This window comes from Calidifontibacter terrae, assembly GCF_054778835.1.
Genome location: NZ_BAAGZF010000006.1, coordinates 584,995 through 599,813, shown reverse-complemented (window position 1 = coordinate 599,813; position 14,819 = coordinate 584,995). Strand labels below are relative to the sequence as shown.

The window sequence follows — 14,819 nt, the reverse complement described above, 5'->3', positions numbered from 1 at the left end:
GTCGCCGGGTACCTCCCGGCAACGAGAGCAACAGAACTAGGCGATGGCCCATGTGTAAACGCGGGAGTCGTTGCGGTGCAGCGAGTTTCGTACATCGAGCCAGGTCAGGACGTCATGCGTCCAACTTCTCCACGCAGGTCGCATCGAGTTCTTCCGGGGTGAGTTTGCGACCAACGGTTTGGCGACCGACCCAGCGTCGAAAGTCCGACGGATGGCCGCCGGCCACGGTGTAAACCACGACCATCCGTAGGTCGCCGTCATGGCAGTCGATTGCAGTCACGACCATGTTGGTTCGGTCACTCAGGCGGGCCGGGTGGTCGCCGAAGCGCGACCAGAAGTGATCGACAGTCGCGGACGTGCCGAGACCGTGGGCCACGACGTGCCAGATCTTGCGTTGGCGGAGTTTCGGCTGAGGTCCCGAGGGGTGCGGCAAGTCCACGGGCCGTTGTCGTCTCTCCTCTTCACATCTACGGGCCGATTCGTCCTGTGCAATCAACCGACGTGCTTCCGCGGTGATGCAGTCGCGCCACCACTCGACGTACTCGTCCAGGGTCGTGTCCTCCGGGAACTCGAATTGAGGCTGGCACTTGCCGGAGACGCCGTGCATGAGTGCGGGCATCCGTCGAGGCGGTTCGGGTTCCAGCGGCCCTCGCGGGTTCTCGGCAAACCATTGTCGAGCGCGACCTTTGTAGTCGCCTGCTCGGAGGATCAAGGTCATGGCAGTTCCTTTGGTGTTGGGCGGAGTGCGACACCACAGCCGGAAAAGCCAAACGCGGCGGTACCGGGCATCCGTAGTGCCGCAGTACCTCCGCGTGCGTGGCACCCACGATAGGACGTGGTGGGGTGTTCACGCCAGTGTCGTGCGTAGAAGTGGAACTTGATGTGTCCCAACGGAACTGGAGACCAGGGCCAATTGCCAGACGCTGCACTTGGTGATTCAATATTGACAGCGAACAAGACGCTGGTGAGCAGTCCAACGCAGTAGCCACCAGGAGGAAGGGCACACGGACCAAAGTTCCGTGGAGACCAGTCGCGAGGCCACGGCCACCGTCCCGCAGATCGGGGAGCGACGAAGCCAATAGGCACACGTTCGAGGGTCACCTCGATGTGCGAAGGGTTTCGTTCCGATGAAGGGACAGAGGTTCGGCGAGCAGCCAGCAGCTCGCATCATGCTCGATCAACGTTGGACCTATCCACGTTTGGCACTTGAGCTCGGCGTTACCGAGCGCCAGCTCTACTGCGCGTGCCGTGGAGTCACCACACCGTCACATGTCCTCAGGGACCGCCTGCCCGCAAAGTTGGGCAGACCGTTGACCGACCTGTTTACGGCGGAGTCACTGGCTGCGGTGCCGCAGTCAAAGGGTCCGGGCAACCGTGCGGGGGTGGCCCGATGAGTCGTGAAGAACTCAAGCAGTGGGTCGCGAACTCCCGTGCATCGCAGGGCCTCCCGCCTGTGGTCAACGACAAGACGACCCTTGCTCGCGTGGTCACCCTGATCAAGTCGGGGGGTGACAAGGCATGACCGACGTCATTGGCGAGTGGGCGGACGACCGATTCAAGGCAGCGGTCGAGCGGTCGAAGGACCCGGCGAAGCGGCCCACCCTTCGGGCGGTGTTCAACGGCGAGCGGACTGATCCCCATCGCAACGGTCCAGGGGTGCGCCACCTCGGCCAACTCGTATACGAGTTGCTGGGGAGCGTGATCGGTGACGACCCCTGGGAGGTCGCGGTGGATCCGTTTGAGTATCCAGAAGATGCGGAGCGGGCCTGGGTTTCGTGCATCGACTGTGGCCAGTGGGTTGACGCGCGCCAGGTGATGCAACTGACGATCCAGTTCGGCGCGGACGGTCAGGCGGTCCAGGCGATCATCTGTGCGGTCTGCGCATGCGTGATTGACGACGTTGACGCGATCCAAAGGAACACCCGCCGCGAGGGCATCGCGACGGGTGGCGGGACCGACGAGGTGGGTAACCGAGAAGGTGGTCCGTGTGTCTAAATCTATCGGGCACAACGAGATCCACCCGCTGACCGCAGGCGAGGTTGGGGATCAGCCAGGAACCGCCGAAGGGCTGGCATGGGCCGCGATGACGTACGCGTCGGCGGGCATGGCGGTGTTCCCTGCAGCGCGGGCGACCCAATGCCGCAAAGCACCCCACGCAATGCTCGGTGACGGGTTCTCATACCGACGCGACGACGCTCGACCTTTCGTCGGATCGACCGATCCCCAGCAGGTCGCGTCGTGGTGGGCGCAGGACAAATGGGCGAACATCGGGGTGCCGACCGGGGTGGCGAACAACCTGCTGGTCGTGGACTGCGATCGTCACCGCGTCGGACAAGACGGGCCGGGAGAGTTCGCTGAGTGGGCCGATGTGAAGGGCGTCGACCTCTCGACCGTGCCGAGAGTTCGGACTCCGACGGACGGGTTGCACTACTGGTTCCGGCTACGCGAGCGACAACGGTCGATGAACTGGCTCCCTGGCGTCGAGATCAAAGCGGATGGGGTGCTGGTGTTGGCCCCGCCGTCTTTGTGGCGTGTGAGGTTGTCCTTGAGGCGAGCTTTCAGCGATCCGCCCAACGATCCGCCCGTCGAGATCTGGCGGTCCTATCAGATCGAGGCCGGCGACCTCAGCGACCTTCCAGACGTGCCAGACGCGTTGCTGACGGCCGTTCGGTCGTTCCAGGTCGAACCCTCCATCGGTGAACGAAACGACGTCGAGACACCCCCTTTCGAGTGGTGGCTGGAACGCGGGTTCGGTCATTGGTCGGGCAGTCGGAATCGGGATTGTCTGGCGTTCGCGAGGTCGGTCCTGAATCGGACGAGTGACGAGACAGCCGTCTACGACCTCACTCGACAGGTGTGGGCAGTCACGCGGCAGCAGCCGCATCCGTTCTCGTGGCGCGAGGCGCAGAAGTGCATCCGCCAAGCCGTGTCCTACTGGGAGGCCGAGGATTGGGGGTGGCGCGGTTGAGCGACTCATGGTTGGAAGGATCCGGGTACACGCCACCGACCCACGACCAGCAGGTCAGGCGCAAGGTTGACCGGCTGCGTGTGGATGCCGAGGCGCGGGAACGGTTCCAGCGCGAGGAAGCCGCAGCGCGGCGACCGCGGCTGAATCTGACCCGGTCGAAGGAGGTCCGAAAGCAGAAGCCGCCGCCCTTCCTCATCGACTCGGTGTTGCCGCAAGGCGGGCTGTTCCAGATCTTCGGCCAGACAGGCAGCTACAAGTCGTACGTCGTCGTCGCGATGTGTGCGGCGGTCGCGAACGGGTCGGACTTCATGGGCTACCCCGTCGCGGCGTCGGGTTTGGTCGCGATGGTCCTCGGAGAAGGCGGTGCAGATGCTGGCGAGCGCATCGAGGCGTGGCTCGCGGGCAACCCTGGCCAGTCCGACGAGGATGTTGTCTACTCCGTCGAGCAGGGGCTGGACCTCATGGACGACCAGCAGGTCGAGACGATGATCGAGGACCTGCAGGCGTACGCGACCGAGCGAGGAAAGCCGTGGCGGCTGGTGGTGTTCGACACCCAGGCGGACCACATGGCATCCGGCGACGAGGACAAGGCCAAGGACTTCTCGGTCGTCAAGAAAGCGATCCAGCGGATCGGCCATGCAACCGGCGCGGCGGTCGGTCTGGTCCATCACACCGGGTGGGACACCAGCCGGGAACGCGGGTCGTCTCGTCAGCGGCAAGCGTTGGACGTCGTGATGCAGATCGAGTCGAACACCATCACCAACGTCAAGCAGAAGTTCGGGCCGGTGTTTCCTCCGATCCGGTTCGTGACCCAGCAGGTTGAGTCCGTCGGTGAACGAGGCAACTTGTTCGTTCGCCGGTCGAGCACACACGAGGACTTGGCGTCCGCAACGGAGGCGTACTCGCGGGTGACAGAGAGGTTGGTCAGCAATGGCCGCCACGTCCTGCGGGTGCTGATCGACGATCCCGGTCTGTCCCACAACAGGCTGGCCGGGGTCGCCGGGATCGGCAAGGCCACGTTGGGGCAGGTCCGAGAGTGGCTTGCGGACAACGGTTTCGTGGAGTTGCAACACGACGGGCAAGGTCGCGTGGTCGGGATGGAGGTGACCGATATCGGCCGGCAGGAAGCCAGTGCTGGTGGTTCTGGAACCGGTTGAGAACTGGTTCCAGAACCGCTCGTGACTGGTTCTGGTAGCTGGTTCTGAGCGGTTCTCTAGAGAACCGCCAGAACCAGTACCAGTAGTCGGAACCGGGGATCAATGGAGAGGGGGAGGCATGGAGAGGCGGAGGGGGCGTTTGGACGGCAACACCTCCGCAGCGGGGATCCGAAACCTACCGAGAATGCGAGAGCGAAATGAACGACTGTGTCGTTTGTGGTGAAGCAAGCCGAGGGGAGTGTCCGCGCGGTTGCGGAGCCACAGTGCACGCGACGTGCCGGAGCAGGCACACGGCCAATTGTGCTGCTCGACCTAAGCCAGCAGGAGAGTGCGTCGTGTGCGAAGAGGGCGCTTCAACACGGTGTCCGCGTGCTGGGTGCGAGGTCTACGTCCACAGCAAGTGCCGGACGGCGCACACCAAGAGTTGCACCGGCAAGCGAGTGCCACCGAAGCGACCCGCACCGCGTGCGGATGGTCCGTTGCCGAGGATGAAGAAGGCCGAGCGGGTCTACGACTGCGCGGTCTGCCACACGGTTTCGGACACGTTGAAGATCGGGGCGACCGTGCCGAGATGCCGATGGTGTGGCGTCCACGTCCACCAGAAGTGCATGAGCGTTCACGCTGGGCAGAATGCGGCGTTGCACTTGGGCGCGTTGCCGCTGTCGTTCGGCCGGATGGAGCGGGAAGCGATCGCGGCGGTTGATCCGGTGGCCGAGCAGGACGACCGGTTCGCGGTGTTCCTCTCGCTGGCGCGAGACGAACACGACGCCGTGCTAGACCTGCTGTGCGGGGACTGGCCGGAAGCGTGGCCGACGATGGACTTCTGGTTGATCGGTCAGCGGAATGGAGAGGCGTTCTCGCGGGCGTTCAGTTCGTACGGGTAGCAGCTACCGGAGCCGGTGACTACGAGGCTCAGATCGCCTCTGGACGAACGCTGTTCACCATCCCGAGGGATGGTGTTCGACAGGGCGACGAGAGCTCGATTCTGTAGCCACATGAACGTTGTGGGATACCTCAGAGTGAGTACGCAAGAGCAGGCCCGGAGTGGCCTCGGACTGGACGCGCAGCGCGACGCGATCCAGCAGGAGGCAGGTCGTCGCGGGTGGTCCGTGACGTGGGTCGTCGACGAAGGTGCGTCGGCGTCGAGCATGCGCCGTGCTGGCGTCACTCAGGCGCTGGCCATGCTGAGGCAGGGTCAAGCCGAGGCACTGGTCGTCGCCAAGCTCGACCGACTGTCGCGGTCGCTGCTCGACTTCGCCGAGACGATGAACATGGCGCGTGATCAAGGTTGGGCGTTGGTCGCGTTGGATCTCGGGATCGACACCACCACACCAGCGGGGGAGCTGGTTGCGAACGTTATGGCCGCTGTGGCGCAGTGGGAGCGTCGCGTGATCGGCGAGCGGACGAAGGACGCGTTAGCAGCAGCCAAGGCCAAGGGCGTGCATGTTGGCCGGCGTTCCACCGTTCCCTCAGACGTCCGCGAGCGGGTTCGCAACCTCCGCGCCAGCGGATATACCTACCGCCAGATCGCGGACGCTCTCAACGACGACCAGGTGCCGACAGGGCAGGGCGCGACGTGCTGGCGACCGAACGCGGTGCGATGCGTGCTGTCTCCGGGCGTACCGCTGCGTACCGTGGGCTAAGTGTGCGCAACGTTGCGCGCCTTGTCCGACACTTGCGAACTTTGTGCAATGCTGGCGATACCGGGGATGACCGCGCGGTAGCGCCATCGTCCTCCTGGACCAGCACGAAGGCCCAGATGCCTCCGGGGTATTAGTGGTACTCCGGAGCCGTCTGGGCCTCGTGTTGTTCAGTCAGGCGAACGTCACTCGATGTTGCCGCCGCCGTTCTGAATCATGCGGGCTGCGCTGTAGCAGTCGTTGTAGTTCCAGTAGGTCTCCGAACTGCACAGAATCTTGCCGTTCGTCGCACTGACACGGAACCAGTACTGACCGTTACTGCTCTGCAGGATCTTGATCGTGTGGATCATGATGAACCTTCCCGCCCGTATTCAGTTGTACCCGGTGTCCGGTGTGAACACCGGCGACCCGACCCGGGCGCCGCCGGGTCACTAGGAGTGAAGCACGGCGGGCCGACAACCGCGATGCGACACGCCGGTGCGCGCAGGTCCAACACAAAAGGTTGCGGATGTGCAATCCTGCTGCGCTTCCGCAAGTTGCCGCGTACTGGCCCGCTGAGCACGGATGTTTCGAGACAACTGGCAGGGCGCCCTGGCCGCGAGTAGGTCGTGGCTTAGTTCTTGATGACCTTGCCGCCGGGAAGCTTGGTGCCGTCGGGCAAAACTGGTTCGTCCTGCAGGTCGGGCCGGACTTGGTGCAAGAGCCATACGGTGTTGTGCACAAGCATGAAGGCGGTGGACATCGCACCGCTCGCGGCGAACAGAACGTCCTCCTCGGCGAACTCGTCGACCAAGTCAGCTTGCTCAGCGGTCGCGTGAACGAGGTTTCCGTAGACGAACGCGTTAGCGAGGTCGTTGTCCCAGGTCTCGACTTGCCAATCGGGGTCGTCTTCCCTGCCAAGGATCAGTTGCATAGACCTCGGCGGGTACTCCTTCCATGCCTTCTTCGTCGCCTTGATCCGGTCGTGCAAGGACTCGTCGGCGAAATGCTTGATCGATCCCAGAACCTTCTGGTGGTAGATGTTCTCGTCGTTGAGCGTCAGTGCGCGAATGAGGGTGACTGCGTACGCCACCTCAGCCTTCGTAGGCAGGTTGCGACCGATTCGATTCTGACCGTCCGAACGAACTTCGACGATGAGCTGCTTGCCCCACAGCAGTGCGTAGGGGTGCTGGAACAGGCGGCATGAGCGGATCTCGTCCGCCCGTCGCTTGAACGCCTTCAAGCGCTTCTCATGCATCGCGGTGACCTCGGCTTCGTCCATGGGCAACACCCTGTCACGGGAAGTCGGCGAGTTAGGTCTCGTTTGCTGCGCGAGCTTCGCGAAGCGCCCGTCGTCGAGCGATCTTCGCGGGCGACTGGAACACGTCGTGCAGGATCTCGCCCATGAACTCGAGGATCTCGTCCGCTTCCTCCGGGGTCACGGACTCGGTGAAGTCGCCATGCGCCATGTCGTTGCCGAGATGGCGGATCTCGTGGGCCGCGTCCTTGATGTGAGCGCGGATGTGGCCGTCCTTCGCGAGGCTGTCGATCTTGGTCACGAGCCGACCGGACGTGATCCCCTTCTCCTTGCACGTCGCCTCCACGACCGAGCGGGCCATGAGGACGGCGGCGCGAAACGCGTGAAAACTGCGACACTTGACTGCTTCGTCTGCCGCGCTGGCGATGTGCTCCGGGACGTCTGGGAAGTCCATGCCGGTTGCAGCTTCGGGGTACCACGTGTGATCTGATTCCTCATGAGGCCCTAGCACCAGGCTACCGTCGGTGCGGGCCAGTCCCTGGTACTCGGGCACCGCGCCGCCGGTAGCGGCGCTGGGCCACATGCAGTTGTCACAGCGGTAGAACGCAGCCAATAGGTCGCCTACCTTTGTTTTCGAAGCCGTCAGCGCCCACGGGTCGCCAAAGCGGGTCATATGGGAGGCCTGCCCGCACTTCCAACACACTCTTTTCGCCATGCGCTCAACATAAGGGAGAGCGCCGACATCCCTCGTCGTGCAGGATGTTGCCGTGGACAAGTGGTGGGTCATAGGAATTGTCATTGCGGTCGTGCTGGCGGGAGCTGGGCTCTTGGCGACGTGGTGGTGGGGCAACCGCCGCACGCGCCTCGGGATCGAAGTCTTGGTAACGAAGCTCGTCGCAGCCGACGATGTGCCGGGTCTGACCGTTACCTGGCACGGCGGGGAGATTGCAGCGCCCCACCTGACAGAGGTCACGTTCACGAATCTCGGCCCAGGCGACATTCAGCCGAGTGCGTTCGACGGAGGAGAGTGCTACGTCGCATTCACAGATGCGACGGTTGTGACTCTTCTCGGAACGACTGGGCAAGTCGCTGAGACCGACGGCACGTGGAACGTGCAGCTGACGCCAATGTTGCTGACCAGAGGGGAGTCGGCCCGCATGCGTGTTCTGTCCGCAGGTAGGGCGGTTGAGCAGGGGCGAGGAGTTCATCTGGCAGATGTGTCCGAGGCAACTCGTACTTCTGACGAAGAACGCATGTCCGGAGAGAGGTTCCAAAGGGTCGTTATAGCTGCGTCGCTGGCGAGCCTTGCGGCGGCGCTTGTTGCATCGTTCATTAGTGCCCTCACTCATAGGTAGCTACACCCGCCACTCAATCTGGACCCGCTGGTCGAGCGTGGCCTCGCGGTGACGGCGGCGACGGCGCTGGAGGCAGGTGTCGCATTCGTCCTTGAATGGCGTCAGGGTCGTCGCAACTCCCTTCGGGTGCGGTTGTACCCGGACGACGCGAACGACGCTCTGGAGGACTGCTCGACGTGCCAACGGCGGTCTCTGGTCCCAGCCGTCGCGGATCTCATCGAGCGATCCGACGATGCCAGCAGACGCCAGTTCGGTCAGGCGCGTCTCGACCGCGATGACCTCAGCGTCGATGCGCTGGCGCTGGTGGTCGAACTCGGCCTCCTCGACCCACCCCTTCACCATCGCGTTGTACGCGCGGCTTCGTTCGTTTCGCAGGTCCCGCAGCCGTTGGCGCAGGTCTCTCTCTTCCGCAGTGTCGGCGGGCGTGCCGAGCAGTTTCGTGGTCTCGTCCGATTCCAGAGCGGCGAACACGCGAGCGGTGACGTACTCCTCCAGTTGGTCGTGGTCGATGGTGACCTTGCCGCATCCACCCATGGCCTGCGAGTGGCAGATCAACCGGACGTGACTCTTGTACTTCTGCGAGATGAGCTTCTTGCCGCAGAGTCCGCAGACGGTGAGGCCACCACCCATGGCGCGCTTGCCGGTGTAGCCCGTTTCGGCGACGGGGAACTTGCGGGAGTCGTCGCGCAGCAGCCGGCCAACGCGTTCCCAATCGACCTCGGACACAAGGGGTTCCCACCCCTGCACCCGTGCTGAGGTCTGGCCGACGAGCGACGGCGACAGCAACGCGGATCGCAGCGTGACGGATCGCCAGTGCGCGCCGGTATTGGTGGTGATGCCGCGTCGGTTCCAGTCCGAGCAGATTCCGTAGAGCGTGTCACCGTTGAGGAGTCGTTCAATCGCGTCGCGCACCAGGGGAGCGCGCTGGGGGTCGATGACCGGCTTGTTCTTGCCGGTCGTCTCGTCCCGTTTCAGCAGGTAGCCAAGCGGCGGGCGCATACCGCCGTGGTACTCGCCGCGTTCAGAACGTTGCCGAGCCGCACGTTTCACTCGTTCGGAGATGACTTTCGATTCACCAGCGTCGCGGTTGGCCGCGTAGCGCGCCTGATCCTGGCCGCCGGAGGTAGACAGGTCGAAGTCGCCGGACACCATCGTGATGAACCGGACGCCGTGAGTCTCGGCAGCTTCTATGAGGTCTTCGAGCTCTCGCGGGCGACGGGTCAGCCGGGAGGTTGAGTACGCAAGAACAGTCGAGATCTCTCCGTGGCCGATCCGAGCCATCATCGCGTCGTACAGAGGGCGGGGCTTCTTGCTGAATCGGCTTGCCGACATGTCGTTTTCCTCGATGTACTCGACATCTTCGAAGGCATGCCGACGAGCCAGTTCCTCGCAGTCCTCTCGTTGCCGCGTCACGCCGTGGCTCTGTCCTTCGGCGTCACGGCTGATACGCAGGTATGCGACCACCTTGCGGTTCTCGTTCTCGTTCCCCATAGGGATACAGTTGCTGGCATTGGTCCGCTAGTCAATTGTCGCATTCTAGCCTGTTGATCGCAATGAACAGCGGACTGCCCGGTATGGCGAGCCTGCATGCCAACTCGGCGCGCGAAGCCGTCGTAAAGATGTGCACATTGCCGTTGCTAGCCGGCCCGAACGTCGGCTCGCAGTTCGTGATGCCTACAGTCGCCAGCTCGATCGACCTCATCGTCCATGTTGGTTTGGAACGCGATGGCAGTCGCTGCGTTCGTGAGATCGCGGCCGTCCCGGGTCGTTTCGAAGGCAACGTGATCGAGCTCGCGGAACTGTTCGTACGCCGTGACCGAGTGTTGGTGCGCGGTTCCGGCTTCCCGCCGCACGAGGAGCGCTTCGCACTCGCCGGCTATGACGTCGGCGAGCTCCTAGGTGACCACTCGTGATCCCGCTGGTGAGCGCCATCTTCGGGATGGGTGTCTTCTGCATCTATTGGTCGTTCTGGCCGCGGTCGGAGTCGACCCGGCAGCGGCGCCCCAGCGCGATGGACACGCTCGGCGCCGACGTACGACTCAGTGGGATTTCCGGGCTCAGAGTTCCGACGCTGCTGGCTGGCTGTGCGGGCGCGGCCCTGTTCGTGTGGCTGGTCGGCATGGCGATTACCGGTGTCTGGTCGGTTTCTCTCGCGTTCTCCCTGCTGGTTGGTTGGGCGCCGGTCGCGGCCGTCCGGGGGCGTGCGCGCCGTCGCCGGCACCATCGGCGTGAGTTGTGGCCGGACGCGGTTGACCACATTTCCTCCGCTGTACGAGCGGGGCTCGCGCTGCCCGAAGCGTTGGCCCAGTTGGCCGTACGCGGTCCGGAAGAGTTGCGCCCTGCGTTCGCGGAGTTCGCGCACGACTACCGCAGCTCCGGCAACTTCCACGTCTGCCTCGACGCCCTGAAACAGCGACTCTCCGACCCGGTCGCCGACCGGCTGGTGGAGTCTTTGCGGCTCGCCCGCGAGGTCGGCGGCACCGACCTCGGCCGACTGTTACGCACCCTGTCGACCTTCCTGCGCGATGACGCGCGCACCCGGGCGGAGTTGGAAGCTCGGCAGTCCTGGACGGTCAATGCCGCCCGATTGGCCCTGGTCGCTCCCTGGCTGGTGTTGGTCATGTTGGCGACCCGAGGCAACTCGCTGCAGGCCTACAGCTCGGGAACGGGAGTGGTCGTGCTGGCCTGCGGCGGCGCGGTGTCGTTCGTCGCCTACCGAATCATGCGACGGATCGGACAGCTGCCGACCGAGGTTCGGGTGATGGCGTGAACCCGCAACTGCTCTGGGCCGGTGCCACGATCGGCCTGCTGGTCGCCTGCGGCTTGTTACTCATCTGGCATCGGCTGCCGATGCGTCGTCGGCCGACCCTGGCCGATCGGATGGATCCCTACGTGCGCGACCACCCGCGCCCGTCCCGGTTTCTCCTGGTCTCCGGCGCGGGCCCCACCTCCGGATGGAGCGCGGTGTTGCACACCCTCGGCCGGTGGGTCGACAACGTGCTCGGCGGGAGTGTGTCCGTACGACGTCGACTGGAGCGGGCCGGCAGCGACACGTCGCTGGAGGACTTTCGCGCCGAACAGGCGTTGTGCGGCTGCATCGCGGCGGTGCTCGCTGCGCTCTGGGTGTCCACCCGGGTTGCAGCAGGCAACCAATCAGTAGCTGCCGCAGTCGTTCTCGTCTTGGTGGCCGCGGGAGCCGGGGTGATCGCCCGCGACCAGTGGTTGACCCGGGCGGCCGAGAAACGCGATCACCAGATCCTCGCCGAGTTCCCAGCGATCGCCGAACTCCTGGCGCTCGCGGTCACCGCCGGTGAAGGCGCGGCAGCCGCTTTGGAACGTGTAGCTCGGCTCTCGACCGGTGAACTGTCTGGCGAACTCACCCGCTGCCTGATCGACGCGCGAGCCGGCGCAAGCCTGCCCGAGGCATTGCAAGGCCTGGCGGACCGCACAGGACTGGCCAGTGTTTCTCGGTTCGTCGACGGTCTGGTCGTGGCGATGGAGAGAGGGACACCACTCGCCGATGTGATGCGCGCGCAAGCCCAGGACGCCCGGGATGCTGCCAAGCAGGAACTGATCGAGCTGGGCGGCCAGCGCGAGCTCGCCATGATGGTTCCCGTCGTTTTTCTAGTGCTCCCGGTCACCGTTCTTTTTGCAGTTTTCCCGGGGCTTGCGGCCCTTCGACTCACTGTTTAACCGCACCGTCTCAATCCACTCAGAAGCACGAAAGAAGGACGACATGATCACTATGCGCACCCTCCAGCAGCGGATGCTCCGACGTTTGGTCGCCGCCGGCGATCGCGAGCGTGGGGACGTTCCCGGCTGGGTTCTCATCACCCTCATGACCGCGGGCTTGGTCACCGCGCTGTGGCAGTTCGCCCAGCCGCAACTGACTTCGCTCTTCGATACCGCCATCCACTCGGTCAATGGCGGCGGAAAGTAACAGCGCCGCCGAACGAGGTTCAGCCGCAGCCGAGTTCGCGATGGTCTCGGCGTTGTTGGTGATCGTCTTCCTCGGTGCGCTGCAACTGGGCTTTGCGCTCTACGTGCGCAACAGCCTGACGGCGTACGCCGTCGAGGGCGCCCGCTACGGCGCTCGCGCCGATTCGAGTCCGGCAGCCGGTGCAGCTCGGACTCGTACCCTCATTCGGCAAGCGCTTGCCGACGGCTACGCCGACGACGTGTCGGTGACCGAGGGGAGCGCCGGTGGCGGGCGAGTGGTGATCGTACGAATTCACACCACCCTGCCGGTGCTCGGACCGTTCGGCCCACCGGGCGCGATGACTGTCACCGGACGCGCCTACGCGGAGGCGCAGTGAACCTGCAGCGACTACGGGCGCGACTCGGCGAGGGCGACCGCGGGAGTGCGGTGTTGGAGTTCCTGGTGGTCGGCATCCTGCTCACCCTGCCGATCTTTTATCTGGTGGTCACCATGGCGCGCCTTCAGTCGGCTGCCTACGCCGTGTCCGGAGCTGCTCGGGAAGCGGGCCGGATGTATGTCACCACACCCGAGGGCGACAGTGCGCCCGCGCGAGCTCAGGACGGAGCGGCCCTGGTGTTCGCCGACCATGGCGTCATCGGGCAGGTCGGGATGAGGTGCAGCGCCAACCCGTGTTTGACCCGCGGGGCGACCGTCACAGCCACGGCCGCGACCGACGTCGACCTGCCGCTGGTGCCCAGTTTCCTCAGCGCGGTGGTGCCGACCTCGATCCATCTGACCAGCAGCCACGACGAGCCGGTCGGGAAGTACCGGCGGTGAAGAAGCGCTTGCCGGCATTGAAAGAGGACCGTGAAGAGGGACGGATCCTGATCCTGGGTGCGGGTCTTTTCGCGATCCTCGGCCTGCTGATCGTGGGCGGGATCGATGTCACCGCCGTGCAACTGGCGAAGATGCGTGTCCTCGATGCGGCCGACTCAGCCGCGCTCGCCGGAGCGGACAGCGCCGACAAGGGAGCGCTTTACCGCGACGGCATCGGCCGCGGCGTGCCGTTGACCGCCGGAGGAGTGCAACAGGAAGCCACCCGTAGCCTGTCCGGTCAGCAGGTGCCGACCAATGTGACCGGCTGGCGGGTTGCGGGATCGTCGGTCGCGGGTCAGGACACCGCCGTCGTGCAGGTCGAAGCGGCTGTTCGGCCGCCGATCACCGGCGGGATGTTCTCGTTCTTCGGGTCCTCGATCACGGTGCGGGTGGAGTCGCGGGCTCACTCGCAGATCGAGCCGTGAGCCACAAAACCCGACCGGCGCGAGTCGGCCGCGGTGCGCCCGCCCACCACTGCCGTAGTCTTGCTCCTCGTGGCTGTTGATTTTCCCTCGGAAGTGAAGAACCTGCGTTCGACCATGGAGTCGGTGCGGCAGGTGATCGACGTCGATCACCTGCGCGTGCAGATCAAGCAGCTCGAGCAGGAGTCCGGCGCCCCCGACCTGTGGGACGACCCCGAGAAGGCACAGCAGGTCACCTCCCGGCTGTCGCGAGCCAACTCCGAGGTCGAGCGCATTGAGACGATGGACTCGCGCATCGATGACCTCGAAGTGCTGGTCGAGATGGGCCAAGAGGAACACGACAACGACACCATGCTCGAGGCGGAGAAGGAACTCTCCTCCCTGCAGAAGGCCGTTGGTGAGCTCGAAGTCCGCACCCTACTCAACGGCGAATACGACCAGCGCGAAGCGGTCGTGACCATCCGCGCCGGCGCCGGTGGCGTCGACGCAGCCGACTTCGCCGAGATCCTGCTGCGGATGTATCTGCGCTGGGCCGAGCGCCACGGTTACACCACGAAGGTCGTCGACACCTCGTACGCCGAAGAGGCCGGCCTGAAGTCCGTCACCTTCGAGCTGAACGAGCCCTACGCCTACGGCAACCTGTCCGTCGAGGCCGGCACCCACCGCTTGGTGCGGATCAGCCCGTTCGACAACCAGGGGCGCCGGCAGACCAGCTTCGCCGCCGTCGAGGTGGTTCCGCTGATCGAGACCACCGACTCCATCGAGATCCCGGAGAACGAGTTGAAGATTGACGTCTTCCGCTCCTCGGGCCCCGGCGGACAGAGCGTGAACACCACCGACTCGGCGGTGCGGATGACCCACATCCCCACCGGAACCGTCGTATCGATGCAGAACGAGAAGAGCCAGATCCAGAACCGCGCCGCCGCGCTGCGCGTGATGCAGTCCCGACTGCTGTTGCTGCGCCGCGAGCAGGAAGCCGCGGAGAAGAAGGAACTGGCCGGTGACATCAAGGCCAGCTGGGGTGACCAGATGCGTTCTTACGTTCTGAACCCCTACCAAATGGTCAAGGACCTGCGCACCGACTACGAAACCGGCAACCCGACCGCGGTGTTCGACGGTGACATCGACGGCTTCCTCGAAGCGGGCATCCGCTGGAAGCGCAACGCGGTCAAGCAGGCCTGACCTAGCCAAGACACGCCGGCGAGCCGGCAACAGCGAAACCACGACGAGCCGATGTGACCCCCT

The 14,819-nt window shown here is 64.6% G+C and carries 19 protein-coding genes and 1 pseudogene; 15 read left to right on the top strand and 5 right to left on the bottom strand.

Annotated features, from left to right (window positions below):
* Positions 1-112: 112 nt before the first annotated feature.
* Positions 113-718: a hypothetical protein gene (locus ACYU98_RS11035; RefSeq protein WP_460468254.1), complete on the bottom strand. Its 606-nt coding sequence runs from the start codon at positions 716-718 to the stop codon at positions 113-115.
* A 672-nt stretch (positions 719-1,390) separates the two neighbouring features.
* Here ACYU98_RS11035 and ACYU98_RS11030 point away from each other — a divergent pair.
* The 6 genes from ACYU98_RS11030 (at position 1,391) to ACYU98_RS11005 (ending at position 5,768) form a co-directional block, all read left to right on the top strand.
* Complete coding sequence (locus tag ACYU98_RS11030; RefSeq protein ID WP_460468253.1) at positions 1,391-1,522, top strand: hypothetical protein; 132 nt, start codon at positions 1,391-1,393, stop codon at positions 1,520-1,522.
* Positions 1,519-1,995, top strand: coding sequence for a hypothetical protein (locus ACYU98_RS11025; protein WP_460468252.1), 477 nt, complete (start codon positions 1,519-1,521; stop codon positions 1,993-1,995). Before ACYU98_RS11030 ends, ACYU98_RS11025 begins: the two co-directional genes overlap by 4 nt.
* A complete protein-coding gene (locus ACYU98_RS11020) occupies positions 1,988-2,968 on the top strand; it encodes a bifunctional DNA primase/polymerase (RefSeq protein WP_460468251.1) in 981 nt (326 codons plus the stop codon). Before ACYU98_RS11025 ends, ACYU98_RS11020 begins: the two co-directional genes overlap by 8 nt.
* Complete coding sequence (locus ACYU98_RS11015; protein ID WP_460468250.1) at positions 2,965-4,125, top strand: AAA family ATPase; 1,161 nt, start codon at positions 2,965-2,967, stop codon at positions 4,123-4,125. The genes ACYU98_RS11020 and ACYU98_RS11015 overlap by 4 nt, the downstream gene beginning before the upstream one ends.
* A gap of 488 nt (positions 4,126-4,613) precedes the next feature.
* Positions 4,614-5,009 carry a C1 domain-containing protein gene (locus tag ACYU98_RS11010; protein WP_460468249.1) on the top strand — a complete coding sequence of 132 codons (396 nt, stop codon included), beginning with the start codon at positions 4,614-4,616 and terminating at the stop codon, positions 5,007-5,009.
* 69 nt (positions 5,010-5,078) lie between these two features.
* Complete coding sequence (locus ACYU98_RS11005; protein WP_460468248.1) at positions 5,079-5,768, top strand: recombinase family protein; 690 nt, start codon at positions 5,079-5,081, stop codon at positions 5,766-5,768.
* 182 nt (positions 5,769-5,950) lie between these two features.
* Here the strand turns inward: ACYU98_RS11005 and ACYU98_RS11000 are convergent, their stop codons facing one another.
* From ACYU98_RS11000 to ACYU98_RS10990, 3 genes are all read right to left on the bottom strand, one after another.
* Complete coding sequence (locus tag ACYU98_RS11000) at positions 5,951-6,115, bottom strand: DUF1508 domain-containing protein (RefSeq protein ID WP_460468247.1); 165 nt, start codon at positions 6,113-6,115, stop codon at positions 5,951-5,953.
* Between the two features lie 263 nt (positions 6,116-6,378).
* Positions 6,379-7,026, bottom strand: a complete 648-nt coding sequence (locus ACYU98_RS10995) for a hypothetical protein (protein ID WP_460468246.1) — start codon at positions 7,024-7,026, stop codon at positions 6,379-6,381.
* Between the two features lie 31 nt (positions 7,027-7,057).
* Positions 7,058-7,675 (bottom strand): DUF4145 domain-containing protein, encoded by a 618-nt coding sequence (locus ACYU98_RS10990; RefSeq protein WP_460468245.1) that lies wholly within the window; start codon positions 7,673-7,675, stop codon positions 7,058-7,060.
* A 94-nt stretch (positions 7,676-7,769) separates the two neighbouring features.
* On the opposite strand from ACYU98_RS10990, the gene ACYU98_RS10985 reads away from it, so the two are divergent.
* A complete protein-coding gene (locus ACYU98_RS10985) occupies positions 7,770-8,357 on the top strand; it encodes a hypothetical protein (RefSeq protein WP_460468244.1) in 588 nt (195 codons plus the stop codon).
* On the opposite strand, the gene ACYU98_RS10980 is transcribed toward ACYU98_RS10985, so the two are convergent.
* Positions 8,358-9,848, bottom strand: a complete 1,491-nt coding sequence (locus ACYU98_RS10980) for a recombinase family protein (protein WP_460468243.1) — start codon at positions 9,846-9,848, stop codon at positions 8,358-8,360.
* Positions 9,849-9,898: 50 nt separating this feature from the next.
* On the opposite strand from ACYU98_RS10980, the pseudogene ACYU98_RS10975 reads away from it, so the two are divergent.
* The 8 genes and pseudogenes from ACYU98_RS10975 to prfB all read left to right on the top strand — a co-directional run.
* A pseudogene (locus ACYU98_RS10975) lies at positions 9,899-10,270 on the top strand (CpaF family protein); the annotation flags it as partial.
* A complete protein-coding gene (locus tag ACYU98_RS10970; protein ID WP_460468242.1) occupies positions 10,267-11,127 on the top strand; it encodes a type II secretion system F family protein in 861 nt (286 codons plus the stop codon). The pseudogene ACYU98_RS10975 and the gene ACYU98_RS10970, both read left to right, overlap by 4 nt.
* Positions 11,124-12,050 carry a type II secretion system F family protein gene (locus ACYU98_RS10965; protein WP_460468241.1) on the top strand — a complete coding sequence of 309 codons (927 nt, stop codon included), beginning with the start codon at positions 11,124-11,126 and terminating at the stop codon, positions 12,048-12,050. Before ACYU98_RS10970 ends, ACYU98_RS10965 begins: the two co-directional genes overlap by 4 nt.
* A 52-nt stretch (positions 12,051-12,102) precedes the next feature.
* The gene (locus ACYU98_RS10960) at positions 12,103-12,297 is read left to right on the top strand and encodes a hypothetical protein (protein WP_460468364.1); all 195 of its coding nucleotides are present in this window, start codon (positions 12,103-12,105) and stop codon (positions 12,295-12,297) included.
* Positions 12,281-12,673, top strand: coding sequence for a TadE family protein (locus ACYU98_RS10955; RefSeq protein ID WP_460468240.1), 393 nt, complete (start codon positions 12,281-12,283; stop codon positions 12,671-12,673). Before ACYU98_RS10960 ends, ACYU98_RS10955 begins: the two co-directional genes overlap by 17 nt.
* Positions 12,670-13,113, top strand: coding sequence for a pilus assembly protein (locus tag ACYU98_RS10950; RefSeq protein ID WP_460468239.1), 444 nt, complete (start codon positions 12,670-12,672; stop codon positions 13,111-13,113). The genes ACYU98_RS10955 and ACYU98_RS10950 overlap by 4 nt, the downstream gene beginning before the upstream one ends.
* Positions 13,110-13,577, top strand: coding sequence for a pilus assembly protein TadG-related protein (locus ACYU98_RS10945; protein WP_460468238.1), 468 nt, complete (start codon positions 13,110-13,112; stop codon positions 13,575-13,577). The genes ACYU98_RS10950 and ACYU98_RS10945 overlap by 4 nt, the downstream gene beginning before the upstream one ends.
* Before the next feature lie 69 nt (positions 13,578-13,646).
* Positions 13,647-14,756, top strand: a complete 1,110-nt coding sequence (gene prfB, locus ACYU98_RS10940) for a peptide chain release factor 2 (protein WP_460468237.1) — start codon at positions 13,647-13,649, stop codon at positions 14,754-14,756.
* Positions 14,757-14,819: the final 63 nt, after the last annotated feature.

Excerpts from the sequence above, each read along its gene's own strand:
- ACYU98_RS11025 (WP_460468252.1), top strand. The coding sequence starts at position 1,519 with ATGACCGACGTCATTGGCGAGTGGGCGGACGACCGATTCAAGGCAGCG.
- ACYU98_RS11035 (WP_460468254.1), bottom strand. The coding sequence starts at position 718 with ATGACCTTGATCCTCCGAGCAGGCGACTACAAAGGTCGCGCTCGACAA.
- ACYU98_RS10990 (WP_460468245.1), bottom strand. The coding sequence starts at position 7,675 with ATGACCCGCTTTGGCGACCCGTGGGCGCTGACGGCTTCGAAAACAAAG.
- ACYU98_RS11005 (WP_460468248.1), top strand. The coding sequence starts at position 5,079 with ATGGTGTTCGACAGGGCGACGAGAGCTCGATTCTGTAGCCACATGAAC.
- ACYU98_RS11000 (WP_460468247.1), bottom strand. The coding sequence starts at position 6,115 with ATGATCCACACGATCAAGATCCTGCAGAGCAGTAACGGTCAGTACTGG.
- ACYU98_RS10995 (WP_460468246.1), bottom strand. The coding sequence starts at position 7,026 with ATGGACGAAGCCGAGGTCACCGCGATGCATGAGAAGCGCTTGAAGGCG.
- ACYU98_RS10960 (WP_460468364.1), top strand. The coding sequence starts at position 12,103 with ATGCGCACCCTCCAGCAGCGGATGCTCCGACGTTTGGTCGCCGCCGGC.
- ACYU98_RS10955 (WP_460468240.1), top strand. The coding sequence starts at position 12,281 with ATGGCGGCGGAAAGTAACAGCGCCGCCGAACGAGGTTCAGCCGCAGCC.
- ACYU98_RS10980 (WP_460468243.1), bottom strand. The coding sequence starts at position 9,848 with ATGGGGAACGAGAACGAGAACCGCAAGGTGGTCGCATACCTGCGTATC.
- ACYU98_RS11030 (WP_460468253.1), top strand. The coding sequence starts at position 1,391 with ATGAGTCGTGAAGAACTCAAGCAGTGGGTCGCGAACTCCCGTGCATCG.
- ACYU98_RS11010 (WP_460468249.1), top strand. The coding sequence starts at position 4,614 with ATGAAGAAGGCCGAGCGGGTCTACGACTGCGCGGTCTGCCACACGGTT.